This is a genomic window from Micromonospora lacuserhaii (assembly GCF_036902735.1).
Classification (GTDB): domain Bacteria; phylum Actinomycetota; class Actinomycetes; order Mycobacteriales; family Micromonosporaceae; genus Micromonospora.
This window is the reverse complement of sequence record NZ_JBAKHO010000040.1, coordinates 21,114-37,292: the sequence shown is the minus strand read 5'-3', so window position 1 is coordinate 37,292 and position 16,179 is coordinate 21,114. Positions and strand designations below refer to the sequence as shown.

16 protein-coding genes are annotated in these 16,179 nt (G+C 74.7%); 13 read left to right on the top strand and 3 right to left on the bottom strand.

Features of this window, described 5'->3' with window-relative positions; translation table 11 throughout:
• Positions 1–5 precede the first annotated feature (5 nt).
• The 3 genes from V6U81_RS21785 to V6U81_RS21775 all read left to right on the top strand — a co-directional run bounded on the left by V6U81_RS21785 (position 6) and on the right by V6U81_RS21775 (position 2,034).
• The gene (locus tag V6U81_RS21785; protein ID WP_334491730.1) at positions 6–869 is read left to right on the top strand and encodes a mycofactocin-associated electron transfer flavoprotein beta subunit; all 864 of its coding nucleotides are present in this window, start codon (positions 6–8) and stop codon (positions 867–869) included.
• On the top strand, positions 859–1,647 hold the full coding sequence (locus V6U81_RS21780; RefSeq protein ID WP_334491729.1) for a mycofactocin-coupled SDR family oxidoreductase: 789 nt from the start codon (positions 859–861) through the stop codon (positions 1,645–1,647). Before V6U81_RS21785 ends, V6U81_RS21780 begins: the two co-directional genes overlap by 11 nt.
• Positions 1,648–1,737: 90 nt before the next feature.
• A complete protein-coding gene (locus V6U81_RS21775) occupies positions 1,738–2,034 on the top strand; it encodes a hypothetical protein (RefSeq protein WP_334491728.1) in 297 nt (98 codons plus the stop codon).
• A gap of 77 nt (positions 2,035–2,111) precedes the next feature.
• Here the strand turns inward: V6U81_RS21775 and V6U81_RS21770 are convergent, their stop codons facing one another.
• On the bottom strand, positions 2,112–4,868 hold the full coding sequence (locus tag V6U81_RS21770; RefSeq protein WP_334491727.1) for a helix-turn-helix transcriptional regulator: 2,757 nt from the start codon (positions 4,866–4,868) through the stop codon (positions 2,112–2,114).
• Between the two features lie 632 nt (positions 4,869–5,500).
• On the opposite strand from V6U81_RS21770, the gene V6U81_RS21765 reads away from it, so the two are divergent.
• The gene (locus V6U81_RS21765; RefSeq protein ID WP_334491726.1) at positions 5,501–6,265 is read left to right on the top strand and encodes an ATP-binding cassette domain-containing protein; all 765 of its coding nucleotides are present in this window, start codon (positions 5,501–5,503) and stop codon (positions 6,263–6,265) included.
• A gap of 489 nt (positions 6,266–6,754) precedes the next feature.
• Entirely contained in the window at positions 6,755–7,624 is an 870-nt protein-coding gene (locus tag V6U81_RS21760; protein ID WP_334491725.1) for a DUF4097 family beta strand repeat-containing protein, read from the top strand.
• A 31-nt stretch (positions 7,625–7,655) separates the two neighbouring features.
• On the opposite strand, the gene V6U81_RS21755 is transcribed toward V6U81_RS21760, so the two are convergent.
• Positions 7,656–8,339, bottom strand: a complete 684-nt coding sequence (locus V6U81_RS21755; RefSeq protein ID WP_334491724.1) for a TetR/AcrR family transcriptional regulator — start codon at positions 8,337–8,339, stop codon at positions 7,656–7,658.
• A 91-nt stretch (positions 8,340–8,430) separates the two neighbouring features.
• The gene (locus V6U81_RS21750) at positions 8,431–8,676 is read right to left on the bottom strand and encodes a PqqD family peptide modification chaperone (RefSeq protein ID WP_334491723.1); all 246 of its coding nucleotides are present in this window, start codon (positions 8,674–8,676) and stop codon (positions 8,431–8,433) included.
• A gap of 336 nt (positions 8,677–9,012) precedes the next feature.
• Here V6U81_RS21750 and mftA point away from each other — a divergent pair, with 336 nt between their 5' ends.
• The 8 genes from mftA (at position 9,013) to V6U81_RS21710 (ending at position 16,174) form a co-directional block, all read left to right on the top strand.
• Positions 9,013–9,150 carry a mycofactocin precursor MftA gene (gene mftA / locus V6U81_RS21745; RefSeq protein WP_334491722.1) on the top strand — a complete coding sequence of 46 codons (138 nt, stop codon included), beginning with the start codon at positions 9,013–9,015 and terminating at the stop codon, positions 9,148–9,150.
• A gap of 42 nt (positions 9,151–9,192) precedes the next feature.
• On the top strand, positions 9,193–10,605 hold the full coding sequence (mftF, locus tag V6U81_RS21740) for a mycofactocin biosynthesis glycosyltransferase MftF (RefSeq protein ID WP_334491721.1): 1,413 nt from the start codon (positions 9,193–9,195) through the stop codon (positions 10,603–10,605).
• Entirely contained in the window at positions 10,602–11,372 is a 771-nt protein-coding gene (gene mftE / locus V6U81_RS21735; protein WP_334491720.1) for a mycofactocin biosynthesis peptidyl-dipeptidase MftE, read from the top strand. Before mftF ends, mftE begins: the two co-directional genes overlap by 4 nt.
• A 171-nt stretch (positions 11,373–11,543) precedes the next feature.
• Positions 11,544–11,954: a VOC family protein gene (locus V6U81_RS21730; RefSeq protein ID WP_334491719.1), complete on the top strand. Its 411-nt coding sequence runs from the start codon at positions 11,544–11,546 to the stop codon at positions 11,952–11,954.
• Positions 11,951–13,681 (top strand): acetyl-CoA carboxylase carboxyltransferase subunit alpha, encoded by a 1,731-nt coding sequence (locus V6U81_RS21725; protein WP_334491718.1) that lies wholly within the window; start codon positions 11,951–11,953, stop codon positions 13,679–13,681. The genes V6U81_RS21730 and V6U81_RS21725 overlap by 4 nt, the downstream gene beginning before the upstream one ends.
• Positions 13,678–14,133, top strand: a complete 456-nt coding sequence (locus V6U81_RS21720; RefSeq protein ID WP_334491717.1) for an acetyl-CoA carboxylase — start codon at positions 13,678–13,680, stop codon at positions 14,131–14,133. Before V6U81_RS21725 ends, V6U81_RS21720 begins: the two co-directional genes overlap by 4 nt.
• Positions 14,134–14,156: 23 nt before the next feature.
• Positions 14,157–15,512: an acetyl-CoA carboxylase biotin carboxylase subunit gene (gene accC / locus V6U81_RS21715; RefSeq protein WP_334491716.1), complete on the top strand. Its 1,356-nt coding sequence runs from the start codon at positions 14,157–14,159 to the stop codon at positions 15,510–15,512.
• A complete protein-coding gene (locus tag V6U81_RS21710) occupies positions 15,509–16,174 on the top strand; it encodes a 4'-phosphopantetheinyl transferase family protein (protein WP_334491715.1) in 666 nt (221 codons plus the stop codon). Before accC ends, V6U81_RS21710 begins: the two co-directional genes overlap by 4 nt.
• Positions 16,175–16,179 lie beyond the last annotated feature (5 nt).

Below are 16,179 nucleotides of genomic sequence, written 5' to 3'. Positions count from 1 at the left end.
CGGGGATGCTGGTGGTGGCCGCGCTGCGCTGGGTCGACAACCGACCGGGCGTCGACCCGCTCACCGGTGCGGTCCGCACCGACGTGCGGACCAGCGGCCCGAGCGCGGCCGACCGCTGCGCCCTCGAGTACGCGCTGCGGCTCGCCGCGGCGGGCGGCGGCCGCTGCGTCGCGGTGAGTGTCGCACCCGAGGCGGCGGACGCCATGCTGCGGCAGGCGCTCGCCGCCGGCGCCGACGAGGCGCTGCGGGTGGCCGTACCCGAGGGCGGGCCGGACCTCGACGACGGTTCCGCCACGGCGGCGCTGCTGGCCGGCGCGCTGGGCGCGCGGTACGGCCGGGTCGACGTCGTGCTCTGCGGGGACCATTCGCTGGACCGTGGCACCGGCGCCACCCCGGCCTTCCTGGCCGACCGGCTCGGCGCCGCGCAGGCGCTGGGACTGCGCGACCTCACCCTGGACGGCGCCGACCGGCTGCGGGCGGTGCGCCGGCTCGACGGTGGGCGACAGGAGTTGCTGAGCGTGCCGCTGCCGGCCGTCTGCTCGGTGGAGGCCGGCGACACCCGGCTGCGCACCGCCGCCCTGCCCGCCCTGCTGGCCAGCGGTAGCGCCACCATCCCCTGGGTGCCCGGGGACACCGCGCCCGGTCCGGTGGTGCGGGTGCGGCGGTCGGGCCCGTACCGGCCGCGGCCGCGGGTGCTGGACGCGCCGGGCGGATCCGACCCGCGCGACCGGTGGATCGCGCTGACCGGGACGCTGACCGGCCATCGGGCGAGCCGGGTGGTCCGGCCGGCCGACGCCGGCGCGGCCGCCGACGAACTGCTGGCGTACCTGGGCGAGCGCGGCTACCTGGAGCGCCCCGGTGAGCGGTGAACGGGTGGCGGTGGTCAGCGGTGCGGCCCGCGGGATCGGCGCGGCCGTCGTCGCGGGTCTCGCCGATCAGGGCTGGCGGGTGGTCGCCACCGACGTCTGCCGGGACCTGCCCGGGGTCGACTACCCGCTGGGCACCCGGGCGCAGCTGCGCGAGCTCGCGGACCGCTGGCCGGGCGCGGTGCGCGACGTGGTGGCCGACGTACGCGACCCGGCCGCCCTGGCCGAGGCGGTCGGGCTGGCCGAACGGGAATTCGGTGGCCTCGACGCGGCAGTCGCCGCGGCTGCGGTGATCGCCGGCGGCCGACCGCTCTGGGAGTCCGACGGCACCGAGTGGGACACCCTGTTCGGGATCGGCGTGCACGGGGTGGCGAACCTGGCGCGGGCGGCCGTACCCGCGCTGCTGCGCCGTCCGCCGCCCCGGTCGGGCCGGTTCGTCGCCCTGGCCTCCGCCGCCGGGCACCGAGGCCTGTGGCAGCTGGCCGGCTACACGGCGGCCAAGCACGCGGTGGTGGGGTTGGTCCGCGGGCTGGCGGCCGACCTGCGCGGGACGGGGGTCACCGCGACCGCCGTCTCGCCCGGCTCGACCCGCACCGAGATGCTGGCGGCCAGCGCCGCGCTCTACGACCTGCCCGACGTGTCGGCCTTCGCCCGGCACCAGTTGGTCGACCGGTTGCTGGAGCCGGTCGAGGTGGCGGCGGCCGTGTGCTGGCTCTGCGGCGTCGGGTCGTCGGCGGTGACGGGCAGCGTCCTGCACGCCGACGGCGGCTTCGTCGGGTAAGGGCAGCCGCTTTTAGGGGTCGTCGTGCCCGAGGGCGGCCACTACAGTCGAGACAACGGATTGTCTTATTTGTCACCACAAGGGAGTATCGTGAGCGCCGACGGACGTTGGAATGTCGTGGTCAAGGCCCCGGGAAGCAAGCAGGAGCTGACGGTCGTCCTGCAGTCGGACGGTCAGCAGCTCAACGGCACCATCACGCAGAACGGCAAGACCTCGGCGATCGTCGAGGGCACGGTGAACGGCGCGGAGCTCAAGTGGGCGCTGCCGGTCACCACGCCGGTGCCGATGAAGCTGCGCTTCACGGTGACGGTGGACGGCGACGAGATGAGCGGCAAGTTCAAGCCGGGCATCCTGCCGTCGTCCCCGGTGACCGGCCGACGCGCCTGACGCGTGCCGCCCGCCTTCCCAACGGAAGGCGGGCGCCCAGGTCCACCGGCGGCGGATCGTCCGTCGCCGGTGGTCGATCAGCTGGCCTCCGCGACGTGCAGTTGCTGGAAGACCGGCAGGTCTGCGCGCCGGCTGATGCTGAGCTTGCGGTAGACCCGGGTCAGGTGCTGCTCGACGGTGCTCACCGTGATGAACAGCGCCTTGGCCACCTCCCGGTTGGTGTGGCCCAGCGAGACGAGTTCGGCGACCCGGCGCTCGGCCTCGCTGAGCACGGCCGCGTTGCCCGCGGCGGTCGCCTCCGGCTCGGCCGGTGCCGGCTTCTCCCGCGGCTGCGGATGTTGGCGCAGCAACGATTCGTGCAGGGCCGCCGCCCGGCACTCGTCGGCGAGCTGCAGCGCGTGGTGCGCCATCGCCCGGGACCGCCCCAGCTCGCCCAGCACCTGGTAGGCGTGGCTCATGTCCGCCACGGTGTGCGCCAGCTCGAACCGGTCGCCGCAGGCCTGGAGCCCCTCCATCGCCTTGCGCAGCAGACCGGGCCGGTGCCGGGCGTCGCTCGCCGCCGCGAGCAGCCGCAGCGAGGAACCGTACGTCCGCGGATGCGTGCCGCCGGGGCGGGCCAGTTGCTCCTCGATCAGCTTGCGGGCCCGCTCCGGGTCACCGGCGCGCAGGTGCACGGCGGCGACCCCGCTGCGCCACGGCACCAGCGACGGGACGTCCATCCCCCAGTCGCGCATCCGCTGGCCGCAGGCCTGGAAGTCGGCCAGCGCCGGTTGCAGCCGGTTCTCGGCGAGCTGGTGGTGCCCCCGGGCGTTCAGGTAGAGCAGGCCGTGCCGGGTCCGGAACATCGCCTCGGGCACCGGCTGGGCGAGCTGGTCGGCCGCCTCCGCGTGCCGGCCGGTGGCGGTGAGGACGCGGACCAGCGTGGACCGCGGGGACCCGACCGCGACGCCCCAGCCGCGGGGCGGCAGCAGTTGCAGCGCCTCGCGCGCGGCGCGTTCCGCCCCGGCCATGTCGCCGCCGCGCAGCGCCACCTCCGCCTGAAGGGCCAGCAGACCGGTCCGCCGGGTGACGGCCTGCCCGGCGGAGATGCCCTCGATGATGCGCGCGCAGTGCGGGGCCGCCAGGTCGGGCCGGTCGGCGTACAGCAGGGTGAGCAGCGCCGCCTCGATCGACTCCAGGTCGGCGCGTTCCAGCGCCGCGTCGCGGAGCACCTCGGTGGCCACCGCGATCGACTCCTCGCCGGCCCCCCGGGTGAGCACCGCGGTGAGCGCCGACGCCGCGCGCAACTGCTGACCGAGGCGGGACCGGGGCGGCGTACGACCCTGCAGGGCGGTGGGCAGCACCTCCGGGTACGTCGCCCGCAGCTGCTCACGGACCACGTGCACGCGTACGGCGGCGTCGGCGCCACCCTCCTCGGCGGCGACCGTCAGCACCTCCTGCGCGGCGTGGTGCTCGCCGTGCCAGAGCAGGGCGCGGGCCACCGTGCCGACGTGCCCGCGGTCGAGGTCGCCGGCGCGCAGCGCGTCGACCAGGCCGTCGAAGTGCCGGGCCGCCGACGCGGGATTGCGCTGCCATTCCGCCCGGGCCAGTTGCAGGGTCACCGCGGACTCCTGGGCGCCCGCGCCGCAGGCCTGGGCGGCCAGTTCGAGGCAGGCGACGGCGAAGTCGACGTCCTGGGCGACCTCGGCGAGCTCGGCCGCCTCCCGCAGCACGGAGACCGCCCAGGTCTCGTTCGCGTGCCCGGCGGCGACGAGGTGCCGGGCCACCACGGTGGCCGGCGGCCCGTCGAGATGCAGCAGCCGGGCCGCCTCGCGGTGGCCGGCCATGCGTTCGGCGCAGGGGATGTCCCGCAGCACGGCCGCCTCGGCCGCCGGGTGCCGGAAGCGACCGTCGCCGAGCAGGCCGGCGAGCTCCATCTCCCGGATGTCGTCGGTCACCGCGTCGACGTCGAGGTCGAGCAGTGCGCTGAGCCGCCGTGGCGAGGCGGCGTCGCCGAGCACCGCGATGCCCCGGGCGATGGCGAGCATGGCGGGCCTGACCCGGTGCAGGCAGGAGACGATCGCCTGGCCGTACGCCCGGCCGATCGCCGGTTCCTGGTCGTCGCGGGTGGCCCCGGGGCGGGCGGCCTGCCGGTGGTCGGCGAGCAGCGCCCGGACGAGCAGGGGATTTCCGCCGGTCGCGTCCACCACCGCCGGCGCCGCGCGGGAGTCCAGCTCCGGCTGGACCATCGCCGCGACGCCGTCCGCGCTCAGCGGCCAGAGGTGCAGCCACCGGCAGCGGGACTGGCGCAGCAGCTCGGTCCGGAACCGGGGGTGCCGGTCGGCGGCGTGGTCGGACTCCGCGAAGATCAGCAGGATCCGGGTGGAGCGCAGGCTCTGCACGAAGTGGGTCAGGCAGTGCACCGATGCGGCGTCCGCGTAGTGGCAGTCGTCCACGGTGATCAGCAGCGGTCCCTGCGCGGCGAGGTCCTGGAGGAGTTCGGTCAGCCCGTGCATCAGGCGCGGCGGCGGCGTGGTGCCGGACTCGCCGAGGGTCCCCCCGGAGCCCGCGTCGTCCAGCAGCTCCGCCACCCGCCGGGCCGCCTGGCGCAGCTCGGTGGAGTGGAAGAGCTCGGTCAGCACACCGAGCGGCACCAGCGCGTCGGCCTTCCGGCCGGTGGCCCTCAGGTGCAGAACCCCGGCCGACGCCGCCTTGTCGGCCAGGTCGTCGAGCAGCTCGGTCTTTCCGCTGCCCACCGGCCCGCTGACCACGGCAACCCCTCCGGTCCCGGAGTAGCAGCCGGCCAGCAGGGACTCCAGACTGGACAGCTCGCCGTAACGTTCCTGTAATGTCATGCACTTTCCCCCGATGAACTTTCGCACAGCGGCGGCCCGCTGAAACACGCCTGAACCGTTCCGTCAACTGCAGCCGAGGATGTTGCAGTGCATAAAGCCATGCGCCGTTCAACCTTCCGAGCCCAATGCTCGCTATAGGTTGGGGCTTCCTGAGTGGAGCGTCAACCCCTCATCGTTTGAGCAAGGTAGGAACATAGCCGCCGGCGGCACTTCGGCATAGATGCTTCTGATCACGATGTTGTGTAGCCGGGTGGCATTTCGGTGATCACCCGGTGTCGAAGCGGAGACGCGCGGGGGCGGCCCGGCCGATGATCGCCGACGGCCGTTCACCCGCCCCGGCCCGACGCGGCCGGCGCTGCTCGCCGCGCCGCGGTGGCACCGCACGATGGACGCCGCGATCGGGCCGTCCACCTGGGTCGACGCGGCTCTCGGGTGGGCCCGCGCAGCCTCCGGCGCTCTGTCCGAAGGCGCCGGTCGGGCGGATCCCCGGGTAGGGGTAGACCTACCTGGATGCGCGGAATAGGTCGGTTCTGCCCACCCGTTGGCCGCCCTAGTGTTCTCGGTGCGGTCGCGGGCGGCGTCACGGCCCGTGCACGTCGCTCCCCAGACCGACCGCCGAGAGGAGACGCCCGATGTTCCCGACCCGTGTGTGCGACCTGGTCGAGGCCCCGGAATCCCGGGAGCGGCTCGGCGAGCTGCGACCGGCGGCGTCCACGTCGGCGCTGCGCCTGCGGGGCCTGTGCAAGCAGTTCGGCGACCAGGTCGTGGTCGACCACCTCTCGTCGTCCCTGCCGGCGGGCGCCGTGCTGGAGATCGTCGGCGGGCGGAGTGCGGGCAAGTCCACCCTGGTCGCCATGGTCGGTGGCCTGCTTCCTCCGGACGAGGGTGTGGTCGAGGTCTTCGGCATCGACATCTGGGCGGCGCCGGCGCTGCCCGCGGGCCTGGTGGGGCTGCTGTCCGACGACGCCGGGCTGCCCGGGGACGTGGTGGGTCGGGACTGGCTGAGGTGGGTGGGGCTGTCAAGGGGAATGGCCGCCGCCACCCTGGCCCGCCGGATGGAGACCGTGGTGCGGCAGTGCGGACTGCGCGGGCTCGACGGGGGAGTGGTCGGCCGGTACACCCCGGGCATGCGCAAGCGGCTCCAGTTGGCGGCGGCGCTGCTCGACGGGCCTCGGCTTCTTCTCCTCGACGAGCCGTTCGCGCAGGTGGACGCCCTGTCGGCGGCCCTGATGCAGACCGTCCTGACGCGGTACCGCGCCGACGGCGGCACGGTCGTCCTCACCAGCCCGGCCGTCGCGGAGGTCGGGCCCCGGCTCGTCGCACCCCGCTCCGCGCCGGCCCGCCTGCTCACGCCGGACGCCATCTTGGACCTCGACGCGGCGGCCGCGCGGGGTTAGCACGATCCGTGCGCCGGTGTCGAGCCCGCCGGGCCGGTGTGGCAACTTGCGGACAAGTTATATGTCTGTATGGAACGTTCGTCTATGGTTTTCTGGAGGATCGGATGATGGGGTGGCGACAATGTGACCGGGCTCTTGCGGGCGGTCGGGGAAGTGTTCTAAAGAGCCAACCTGTCATTTTCACAATTACTGTTCGGTAATAAGCGTTGACGAAATGGAAACATTGCGCCAAGCTTCGGCGGCGATCGATGGGTGCTCGCTGGAAAGTCCCGTCGTCAACAATCCCTCGTCGGATCGGCGCCACCCGTCATGTCGGAGTGTGATCCCAGATTTCGGAATTGGGCCGGTCACCGCCGTTGTAGAGCAGCGGATCGGTAACGGAAAGTCACGGCCCCCGGGCGGCAGGTCCGCAACGGCGCGGGCCGGGGTTGCCCTCCGCACGGGCGAGCGCACCATCATCCACCGCAGGACGTACCAAGGAGGACCATCATGCGCGAATTCGACACCCCGCACCCGATCTCCGTCTCGCTCGATCTGCCGGCCGGCGACGCCCGGTTCGTCGCGGGCAGCCGGCGGGACACCGTCGTCGAGGTGGCGCCGGCCCTGTTCCTGAGCCCCGCCGACCAGCGCACCGCGAAGCAGACCGAGGTGAGCTTCGCCGACGGTGTGCTCACGGTGCGGGTCCCGCGCGAGTCCGGGCTGTTCGGGCGCAACGGCGCCGTCCACGTGACGATCTCCCTGCCGGCCGGCTCGCACGTGACCGGCCGCACCTCCTCGGGTGACTTCCACGCCGAGGGAAGGTTGGGCGACTGCACCTTCCGGGCCGGCTCCGGCAACGTCAAGCTGCACGACACCGGCACGTTGAACGTCGAGGCGTCCAGTGGTGACGTCACCGTCCGGAACGCGTACGGCGACGTGGACGTGACCGCCCGTTCCGGGAACGTGCGGATCGGCGACATCGACGGGTCGGCGGCCGTCCAGATCAGCTCGGGCGACGTCCGGCTCGGCGAGGTGGCGGGCCCGCTGCGGATCGACGGCGCCAACGGCAACGTCTCCGTCGAGCAGGCCGCCGACGACGTCACGGTGAAGGTCCGCAGCGGCAACATCGACGTCGGCGAGGTCGTCGGCGGCTCGGTACGGATCGAGTCCACCTCCGGTGACCTCCAGGTCGGTGTCCGGGAGGGCTCGGCCGCCCGGGTCGACGCCTCGACCCGCTCGGGCAACGTCCGCAACGCCTTCACGGACTCCGGGGACGGTGACCGCTCGGGCGCGACCGTCGCGGTGTACGCCCGCACCACCTCCGGCGACATCCGGGTTCGACGGTCCGGAAAGGTCGGTGCGCGACCCGAGGCCCGCTGAGCGGTCCCGAGCCCGGGCGGCGCGAGGCTCCTCAGCCGAGGGGCCTCGCCCCGTCCCGGGGGTGGCGGCGAGGCCCGGGCTGCCCGGGGAGGCCGGAGACCGGGTCGGAGGTGGCGTCCCGTCCGGACGGCGGGAAGTGCCAGGCGGCGATGATGCGCAGCGCCCGGGTGATCCGGGCGCCGTCGGGGGAGTGGTCCGGGTCGACCATCCACTGCACCATCAGGCCGGTGAGCAGGGCCTGGTAGAACGAGCCGACGGCCTGCGCGGTCCCGGGGTCGTCGTCGGCGCCGGTCTCGGACAGGGCCCGGAAGAGGTACGCCAGCCCCTGGCGACCCTGTTGCATGCCGGTGGCCAGCGCGGCGCGCACCTCCGGCGCGCGGTCGGACTGGGCGAACACCTCGAAGCTGGCCCGGTAGAGCTGGCGGTGGGTGGTGAACTGCTCGATGATCCGGGTCCAGATCATCTCGAAGCGCTCGATCGGCGCGGCGCCGGGCTCGACGTCGTTGACCAGCGTGGCGGCCAACTCCTCGCCGATGTCCTGGAAGGCGCTGATCAGGGCCTCGTTGAGCAGGGCCTCCTTGGAGCCGTAGTGGTAGCCGATGGAGGCGAGGTTGGTGCCGGACGCGGCGACGATGTCCCGGCTCGTCGTCCGGGCGTAGCCCTTCTCGACAAGGCAACGCTTGGCCCCGACCAGCAGTTCCGCACGATGTCCCATGGGCCACAGCCTACACGTCCACGATGTACAAACGTATAGGACGAGCGTCAAATCGGTGCCGTGCCGGCCGGCGGGCGGGTGCGCCGGAGGGTCAGGCGGCCGGCCGGACCAGCCCGGCGTCCCAGAGCTCCGCCGCCCAGCTGCGCAGCTCGGCGCGGACGTCGGCCGGATCTGCCTCCCAGATCCGGGCGAGCATGTCGGCCGCGGCATCGCAGTGCCCGTCGTGCTGCCGCAGCGCCAGCCACATCGCGGCGCCGGCGCCGCGGCACCGGAACCGGTCCCCGGTCGCTCCGGAGCGCAGCACGAGCTCGCCGTCCTCCCGCAAGGACGCGGTCACCTCGGGCCAGGGTCGCATTCGCACGGTGCACATCCACTTCTGGCGTCTGCCGGTCACGGGCCGGGGCCCCGAACGCCCCGGTGCCGGCCGGTGGCCGACAGGGTGGGATCGGTCGTCCCTGGGTTGCTATGGAGGAGCCGATCTGCCGGCCGAATGGAGCCGAACGGCCGATCAACGGTGACTCCGGATCCACTATGGCGGAAGCGCGGCGTCGGTGGAAGTGGTGGACCCCTACCGACGGGCGATTAGGGGTGCGGCACGGCCGTCCGGAGCCGATACCGTCGGGACGTCGCCGGCCGGCGTACCGGCCGCGGGACCAGGGAGAGGACGGCCGCCATGACCGAGATCCGTACCGCCGCCGGCACCGAGGGCGTCGTTGACACCGCCGCGCCGGAGGCCGACCCGCACCCCGACGTCGACGAGGACCTGCTCGTCGAGGAGGTCTCGATCGACGGGATGTGCGGCGTCTACTGAGACGGCCGCTCCCGCCGCACCCCCGACGGAGGGAGTCGTCAGATGACCGGGGACATCCTGTACCTCGACGCCGACCCGGGGGTGCGCCGCCTCGGCGACGGTCGGGTGCTGCTCGGTGGCTCGCCGCTGCGGGTGCTGCGGCTGTCCGACCCGGCGGCGCGGCTGGTCCACGGCTGGTGGGCCGGCGACCCGGTCGGTCCGGCACCCCGGCACCGCGCGCTGGCCGACCGGCTGGTCGACGCCGGCCTGGCACACCCCCGCCGGGAATCCGGGGGCCCGACGGCCGCCGACGTGACGGCGGTCGTCCCGGTACGCGACCACGCCGCCGCCCTCGCCCGGCTGCTGCCTGCGCTCGACGGGCTGGCCACCGTGGTGGTGGACGACGGCTCCCGGACCCCGCTGCCCGGGGCGACGGTACGACACGACCGGCCGCGCGGCGCGGCGGCGGCCCGCAACACCGGCTGGCGGCTGGCCGGCACCGACCTGGTGGCCTTCCTGGACGCCGACGTCACCCCCGAGCCGGGCTGGCTCGACCCGCTCCTGCGGCACTTCGCCGACCCGCGGGTGGTCGCGGTCGCCCCCCGGGTGTGCAGCACCGCCGGCCCGACCCTCCTGCAGCGGTACGAACGGGCCCGGCCCTCCCTCGACATGGGCGAGGTCGGCGCGGTGGTGCGGCCGTGGAGCCGGGTGCCCTACCTGCCCACGGCCACCCTGCTGGTACGCGTGTCGGCGCTGAAGGAACTCGACGGCTTCGCCGAGGACATGCTGGTCGGTGAGGACGTCGACCTGGTCTGGCGGTTGGTCGCCGGTGGTGGCCGGGTGCGTTACGAGCCCGCCTCCCGGGTCCGGCACGCCACCCGCCCGGACTGGCGCGCCTGGGCCCGGCAACGGTTCACCTACGGCAGTTCCGCCGCGCCGCTGGCGCTGCGGCACGGGACCGCGGTCACCCCGGTGAAGGTGTCGCCGTGGAGCGGGGTCGCCTGGGCGGCGATCGCGTTGGGCCGTCCGCGTGCCGGGCTGGCCGTGGCGGGTGTCACGGCGGCGCTGCTGCCCCGCAAGCTGGCGGCGGTCGGCGTACCGGCCGGGGAGTCGCTGCGCCTCGCGGTCCTCGGCCACCTCGGCGCCGGCCGGCTCCTCGCCGACGCCCTGGTCCGGGCGTGGGGGCCGGTGGCGGTGCCGGGTCTGCTGGCCAGCCGGCGCGGCCGGCTCGTGCTCGCCGCGGTGCTCGCCCGGCACGTCCGCGACTGGCAGCGGCAGCGCCCCGACGTCGACCTGCTCCGCTGGGTGGCGCTGCGGCTGGCCGACGACCTGACCCACGGCGCGGGCGTGTGCTGGGGCGCGCTGCGGCACCGGACCCTCGCCCCGCTCCTGCCGGACCTCGCCGGCTGGCCGGGCCGCGACGGTGTGGACGAGCGCCCGGCCGATCCCCGCGCCGCCGGCGAGTCGGGCCGGTGAGCGGCACCGGTCCGGCGGGCCGGGACGCCGAGGGTCCGAACCACCTGGCGGACCTGGCCTGGCCCGAGGTCGCGCGGCGGGCGGCCGGCAGCCTGCTGGTGGTGCCCCTGGGCGCGACCGAGCAGCACGGCCCGCACCTGCCCGGCACGGTGGACACCGAGGTCGCGGTCGCGCTCGCGGTCGGGCTCGCCGCCGCGCGCCCCTGGGTGACGGTGGCGCCCGCCCTGCCGTACGGGTCGAGCGGGGAGCACGCCGGATTCCCGGGCACCCTGTCCATCGGCCCCGAGGCGGTGGAGTTGGTGCTGGTGGAGCTGGCCCGCTCCGCCGACGCGTTCGCCGGCGTGCTGGTGGTCTCCGGCCATGGCGGCAACGCCGTCCCGCTGCGGCGGGCAGTGGGCCGGCTGCGCCGGGAGGGACGCCGGGCGTACGCCTGGGCGCCGGCCGGCACCGGGCACGACAGCCATGCCGGGCGGACCGAGACCTCGGTGATGCTGGCCCTGCGCCCGGCGAGCGTGCGCCGCGCCGCGCTGCGCCCCGGCGACCGTCGGCCGCTCGCCGAGCTGATGCCGGTGCTGCGCCGCGACGGGGTGCGCGCGGTGAGCCCGAGCGGGGTGCTGGGCGATCCGACCGGCGCCACCGCGGACGAGGGGCGGGGGCTGCTGCGGCAGTGGACCGGGCAGCTCGTCGCGGCCGTCGACGGGTGGTGGCCCGGCCCCGCCCCGGACCGATCCGCCCCCGCGACGCCCGTCGTCGGGCGCGGCGCCTAGGGGTGCGTCTAAGGGTATCCAGGCACCTGTGACATGGATAACGTTCCCCGCAGATGAGGAGCGCTTATCGAAGAGCGTAGATCTCGCCCCGGATCCGCCGGCGATCGTCCGTGCGGTGTCACCGGACCTGCCGGGTGCGCCTCATCGTCGACAAGGGAAGGGAGGCGCGCGATGGGTTCGGGGGGATTCCCGTCATGCCACCGGCTGTCGGTACCCGACAGCGCGGCGGCGATCGCGTTCTACGCCGACGTCCTCGGTGCCACCGAGACGCGCCGCGAGTGCCTGCTCGACGGCCACGTCCTCGGCGCCGAGCTGCAGCTCGGCCCGTACCGGCTGGAAGTGACCGAGACCGTCGACGCGGCCCCGGACGACGCGGTGCTGCTCACCCTGCGCTGCGACGACCCGGACGCCGTGCTGGCCCGGGCGGTCGCCGCCGGCGGCACGGTCGAGCGGTGGGGCGACACCCGCCCGACCGCCGGGATCAGCGGCGTGGTCCGTGACCCGGCCGGCCACCGGTTCGCCCTGGTGGGTGTCGAGACCGACGCCACGGCACCGGCCCACACCCGGGCGGTGCCGGCATGACCACCGTGGAGCCGGTGACCCGGCCCGGCTGGCCCAGCTCGCCCTTCGGCGGCGGGGAGGACGACTGGCTGCGCTGCGCGGGCTGCGGCGAACTCCAGTACCGACTGCGCTGGGAGAACAACCTGCGGGTCTGCCCCGACTGCCAGCACCACGCCCGGCTGGACCTGCCCACCCGGCTGAACATGCTGCTCGACCCGGGCAGCCTGGCGGAGTTCGGCACCGAGGTGGAACCCCGCGACATCCTCGGCTTCGTCGACGCGAAGCCGTACCCCCGGCGGCTGGCCGAGGCCCGGGCGCGCACCGGCCGGGCCGACGCCGTGGTGGCCGGCACCGCCCGGATCGAGGGCCTGCCCCTGGTCGTGGCGGCGCTCGACTTCGCCTTCATGGGCGGCAGCGTCGGCAGCGTGGCCGGTGAGCTGATCGCCCGGGCCGCCCGGCGGGCGCTGGCCGACCGGGTGCCGCTGCTGCTGATCTCCACCTCCGGCGGGGCCCGGATGCAGGAGGGCGCGGTCTCGCTGATGCAGCTCGCCAAGACCAGCCAGGAGCTGCGCCGGCTGCACGACGCCGGCGTGCTCACCGTCAACCTGAACACCGACCCCACGTACGGCGGGGCGACCGCCTCGTTCTCGATGCTCGGCGACGTGATCGTCGCCGAGCCCGGCGCCCGGATCGGCTTCGCCGGGCCGGAGGTGGTCCGCCAGACGATCCGGGTGGAGCTGCCGGCCGGGTTCCAGAGCGCCGAGTTCCTCGCCGAACACGGCCAGGTCGACCTGGTCGTACCCCGGGAGAGCCTGCGGGCGACGCTGGCCCGGCTGGTCCGGCTGCACGCCCCGGCCGCCCCGGTGACCCCGGCGGCGCGCTCCCCGCACCTGCTCACCGAGCCGGCCCGGGTGCCGGCCGTCGAACCGACCGCGTTGGTGACCACCGCGCGCAACCTCGACCGGCCGACCACCCTGGACTACTGCCGGGGCGCGTTCGACGAGTTCGTCGAGCTGCACGGCGACCGGCTCGGCGGCGGCGACGACCCGGCGCTGGTCGGCGGGCTGGCCCGGATCGGCGACCGGACGGTGGTGGTGCTCGGGCACCAGAAGGGGCACGACACCGCCGAGCTCGTCCGGCGCAACTTCGGCATGCCGCAGCCCTGGGGCTACCACAAGGCGCACCGGTTGATGACCCACGCCGCCCGCTTCGGCCTGCCGCTGGTGACCCTCATCGACACCCCGGGCGCCTACCCCGGCATCGAGGCCGAGCGGCGCGGGCAGGGCTACGCCATCGCCCGCAGCATCGAGCACATGTCGGGCCTGCCGGTGCCGGTGGTGTCGGTGGTCACCGGCGAGGGCGGCAGCGGCGGGGCGCTCGCGATCGGGGTGGCCAACCGGGTGCTGATTCTGGAGAACGCGTACTTCTCGGTGATCAGCCCGGAGGGCTGCGCCACGATCCTGTTCAAGAACGCCGCGCTCGCCCCCCGGGCCGCCGCCCAGCTCGGGATCACCCCGGGCGACCTGCTGCGGCTCGGCGTGGTCGACGGGGTGGTGGCCGAACCGCCCGGCGGCGCGCACGCTGACCGGCCGGGCACGGTGCAGCGGGTCCGCTCGGTGCTCGCGGCGACCCTCGACGAGTTGGTGGCGCTGTCCCCGGAGGAGCTCATCGCCCAGCGCTACGCGCGCTTCGCGGCCTTCGGCGACGCGGAACGGCAGGCGGTCCTGACGGTAGGGGAGAAGCGGTGACGACAGTGGTGAAGGACGGCGGGTGGAACGCTGGCGAGCTGGGCTCGGCCATCCAGGCGGTGGTGAGCCGGCTGCCCGGGCCGCTGAGCCGGGTGATGGTGCAGCTCGACGGCGCCACCATCGAGGTCGAGTGGCACGCCGCCGGGGAACCGGCGGTCGCCGTGGTGGCGACGCCGGTCGGCGAGCCGGTGGACCGGGTGGACGAGGGTCGGAGCGCGATCGTCGCCGACCTGGTCGGCACCTTCTACGGACGGCCGTCGCCGGACGCCGCGCCGTTCGTGGAGGTCGGCGACCTGGTCGAGGGCGGCCAGCAGGTCGGGATCATCGAGACGATGAAGCTCTTCACGCCGGTCGTGGCCGACCGGGCGGGCCGGATCGCGGCCTTCAACGTGAAGGACGGGGAAATGGTGGAGTTCGGGCAGCCCCTGCTCGACCTGGTGACGGAGAGCTGAGACCGTCGAGGACGGATGGCGCAATGTTCGGAAAGATTCTGGTCGCCAACCGCGGTGAGATCGCGGTGCGGATCATCCGCGCCTGCCGCGAGTTGGGCACCCGCACGGTGGCCGTCCACTCGACGGCCGACGCCGACTCGCTGCACGTCGCCCTGGCCGACGAGGCGGTCTGCGTGGGGCCCGCCCCGGCCCGGCAGAGCTACCTGCGCATCCCCAACGTGGTCGGGGCGGCGCTGCGCAGCGGCGCCGACGCGATCCACCCCGGCTACGGGTTCCTCTCGGAGGACCCGTACTTCGCCCGGATCTGCGCGGAGAACGGCATCACCTTCATCGGGCCGACGCCCGAGGTGATGAGCGCGGTCGGCGACAAGACCACCGCCCGGCACCTGATGGCCGCGGCGGGGCTGCCCCTGCTCCCCGGCACCACCGCGCCGGTCGCCTCGTTCGAGGAGGCGGCGACGGTCGCCCAGGAGATCGGCTACCCGATCATCATCAAGGCGGTGGCCGGTGGCGGCGGCCGCGGGATCGCCGCCGTGCACGAGCCGGGCCAGTTGCTCTCCGCGTACCACGAGGTGCGGGCCAGCGCCCAGGCCGTGCTCGGTGACAACCGGGTCTACCTGGAGCGGTACCTGCCGTCGGTGCGGCACATCGAGATCCAGGTGCTCGCCGACGCGTACGGCAACGCGGTGCACCTGGGGGAGCGGGACTGCTCCGTCCAGCGGCGGCACCAGAAGCTGGTCGAGGAGGCCCCCTCGCCGGCGCTCGACGAGGCGCTGCGCGACGAGATGGGCGAGGTGGCCCTGCGCGGGGTCAAGGCGCTCGGCTACCGGGGCGCCGGCACGGTGGAGTTCCTGCTCGACGACGACGGCGCGTTCTGGTTCATGGAGATGAACGCCCGGATCCAGGTCGAACACCCGGTCACCGAGCTGGTCACCGGGATCGACGTGGTCCGCGAGCAGATCCTGGTGGCGGCGGGCGAGCGGCTCGGCCTGGAGCAGGCCGACATCACCCTCACCGGCCACGCGATCGAGTGCCGGGTCAACGCCGAGGACCCCGAGCGTGACTTCGCGCCGACGCCTGGCCGCCTCGACGTCTACCGCCCGCCGGGCGGCCCGGGCATCCGGGTCGACTCGCACTGCCAGCCCGGCGCGGTCATCCCGCCGCACTACGACTCGATGATCGCCAAGCTGATCGCCTGGGCCCCGGACCGGCCGCGCGCCCTGGCCCGGATGCGGAGCGCCCTCGACGAGCTGCGGATCAGCGGCCGCGGCATGCGGACCACCGCCGAGTTCCACCGCGAGATCCTCGACGACCCGGACTTCATCGCCGGTGAGGTGCGCACCAACTTCCTGGCCCGGCGCGGCGGCGCGGCCGGGTGATCGAGCGGATCCTGCCGTCCGGCGTGGCCGTCGCCGAGGCGTTCGGCGACCCGGCCGGGGCCGTCCTGCACCCCGAGGAGGCGGCCCTGGTCGCCCGCTCCGTCGACAAGCGGCGGCGGGAGTTCACCACCGTGCGGCACTGCGCGCGCCGGGCGCTGGGCGACCTCGGGTACGCCCCGGCGCCCATCCTGCCCGGCCCGCGCGGCGCACCGAGATGGCCGGCCGGGGTGGTCGGCAGCATGACCCACTGCGACGGCTACCGGGCCGCGGTGCTCGGCCGGGTCGACGCCTTCGCCGCCATCGGGGTGGACGCCGAGCCGCACGCCCCGCTGCCCGACGGGGTGCTCGACGCGGTCGCGCTCCCCGCCGAGCGGGCCCGCACCGCCCAGGTCGCCGCCGAGCGCCCCGGGGTGTGCTGGGACCGGCTGCTGTTCAGCGCCAAGGAGGCCGTCTACAAGGCGTGGTTCCCGCTGACCCGGCGCTGGCTGGACTTCGCCGAGGCCGACATCACCTTCGACCCCCGCGACGGGGTGTTCGCCGCCCGGCTGCTGGTGCCCGGTCCGCTGATCGCCGGCCGCCCGGTCGGCACCTTCCACGGTCGGTACACCGTGGACGGTGGGCTGGCGCTGACCGCGATCGCCCTGCGCCACGAGCAGCGCTGACCGCC

What these genes read in the sequence shown, in the direction of transcription:
- mftF (WP_334491721.1), top strand. Translation starts at nt 9,193, where the DNA reads ATGACCGGGGACATCCTGTACCTCGACGCCGACCCGGGGGTGCGCCGC.
- V6U81_RS21755 (WP_334491724.1), bottom strand. Translation starts at nt 8,339, where the DNA reads ATGGGACATCGTGCGGAACTGCTGGTCGGGGCCAAGCGTTGCCTTGTC.
- mftA (WP_334491722.1), top strand. Translation starts at nt 9,013, where the DNA reads ATGACCGAGATCCGTACCGCCGCCGGCACCGAGGGCGTCGTTGACACC.
- V6U81_RS21785 (WP_334491730.1), top strand. Translation starts at nt 6, where the DNA reads ATGCTGGTGGTGGCCGCGCTGCGCTGGGTCGACAACCGACCGGGCGTC.
- V6U81_RS21730 (WP_334491719.1), top strand. Translation starts at nt 11,544, where the DNA reads ATGGGTTCGGGGGGATTCCCGTCATGCCACCGGCTGTCGGTACCCGAC.
- accC (WP_334491716.1), top strand. Translation starts at nt 14,157, where the DNA reads ATGTTCGGAAAGATTCTGGTCGCCAACCGCGGTGAGATCGCGGTGCGG.
- V6U81_RS21765 (WP_334491726.1), top strand. Translation starts at nt 5,501, where the DNA reads ATGTTCCCGACCCGTGTGTGCGACCTGGTCGAGGCCCCGGAATCCCGG.
- V6U81_RS21770 (WP_334491727.1), bottom strand. Translation starts at nt 4,868, where the DNA reads ATGACATTACAGGAACGTTACGGCGAGCTGTCCAGTCTGGAGTCCCTG.
- V6U81_RS21760 (WP_334491725.1), top strand. Translation starts at nt 6,755, where the DNA reads ATGCGCGAATTCGACACCCCGCACCCGATCTCCGTCTCGCTCGATCTG.
- V6U81_RS21725 (WP_334491718.1), top strand. Translation starts at nt 11,951, where the DNA reads ATGACCACCGTGGAGCCGGTGACCCGGCCCGGCTGGCCCAGCTCGCCC.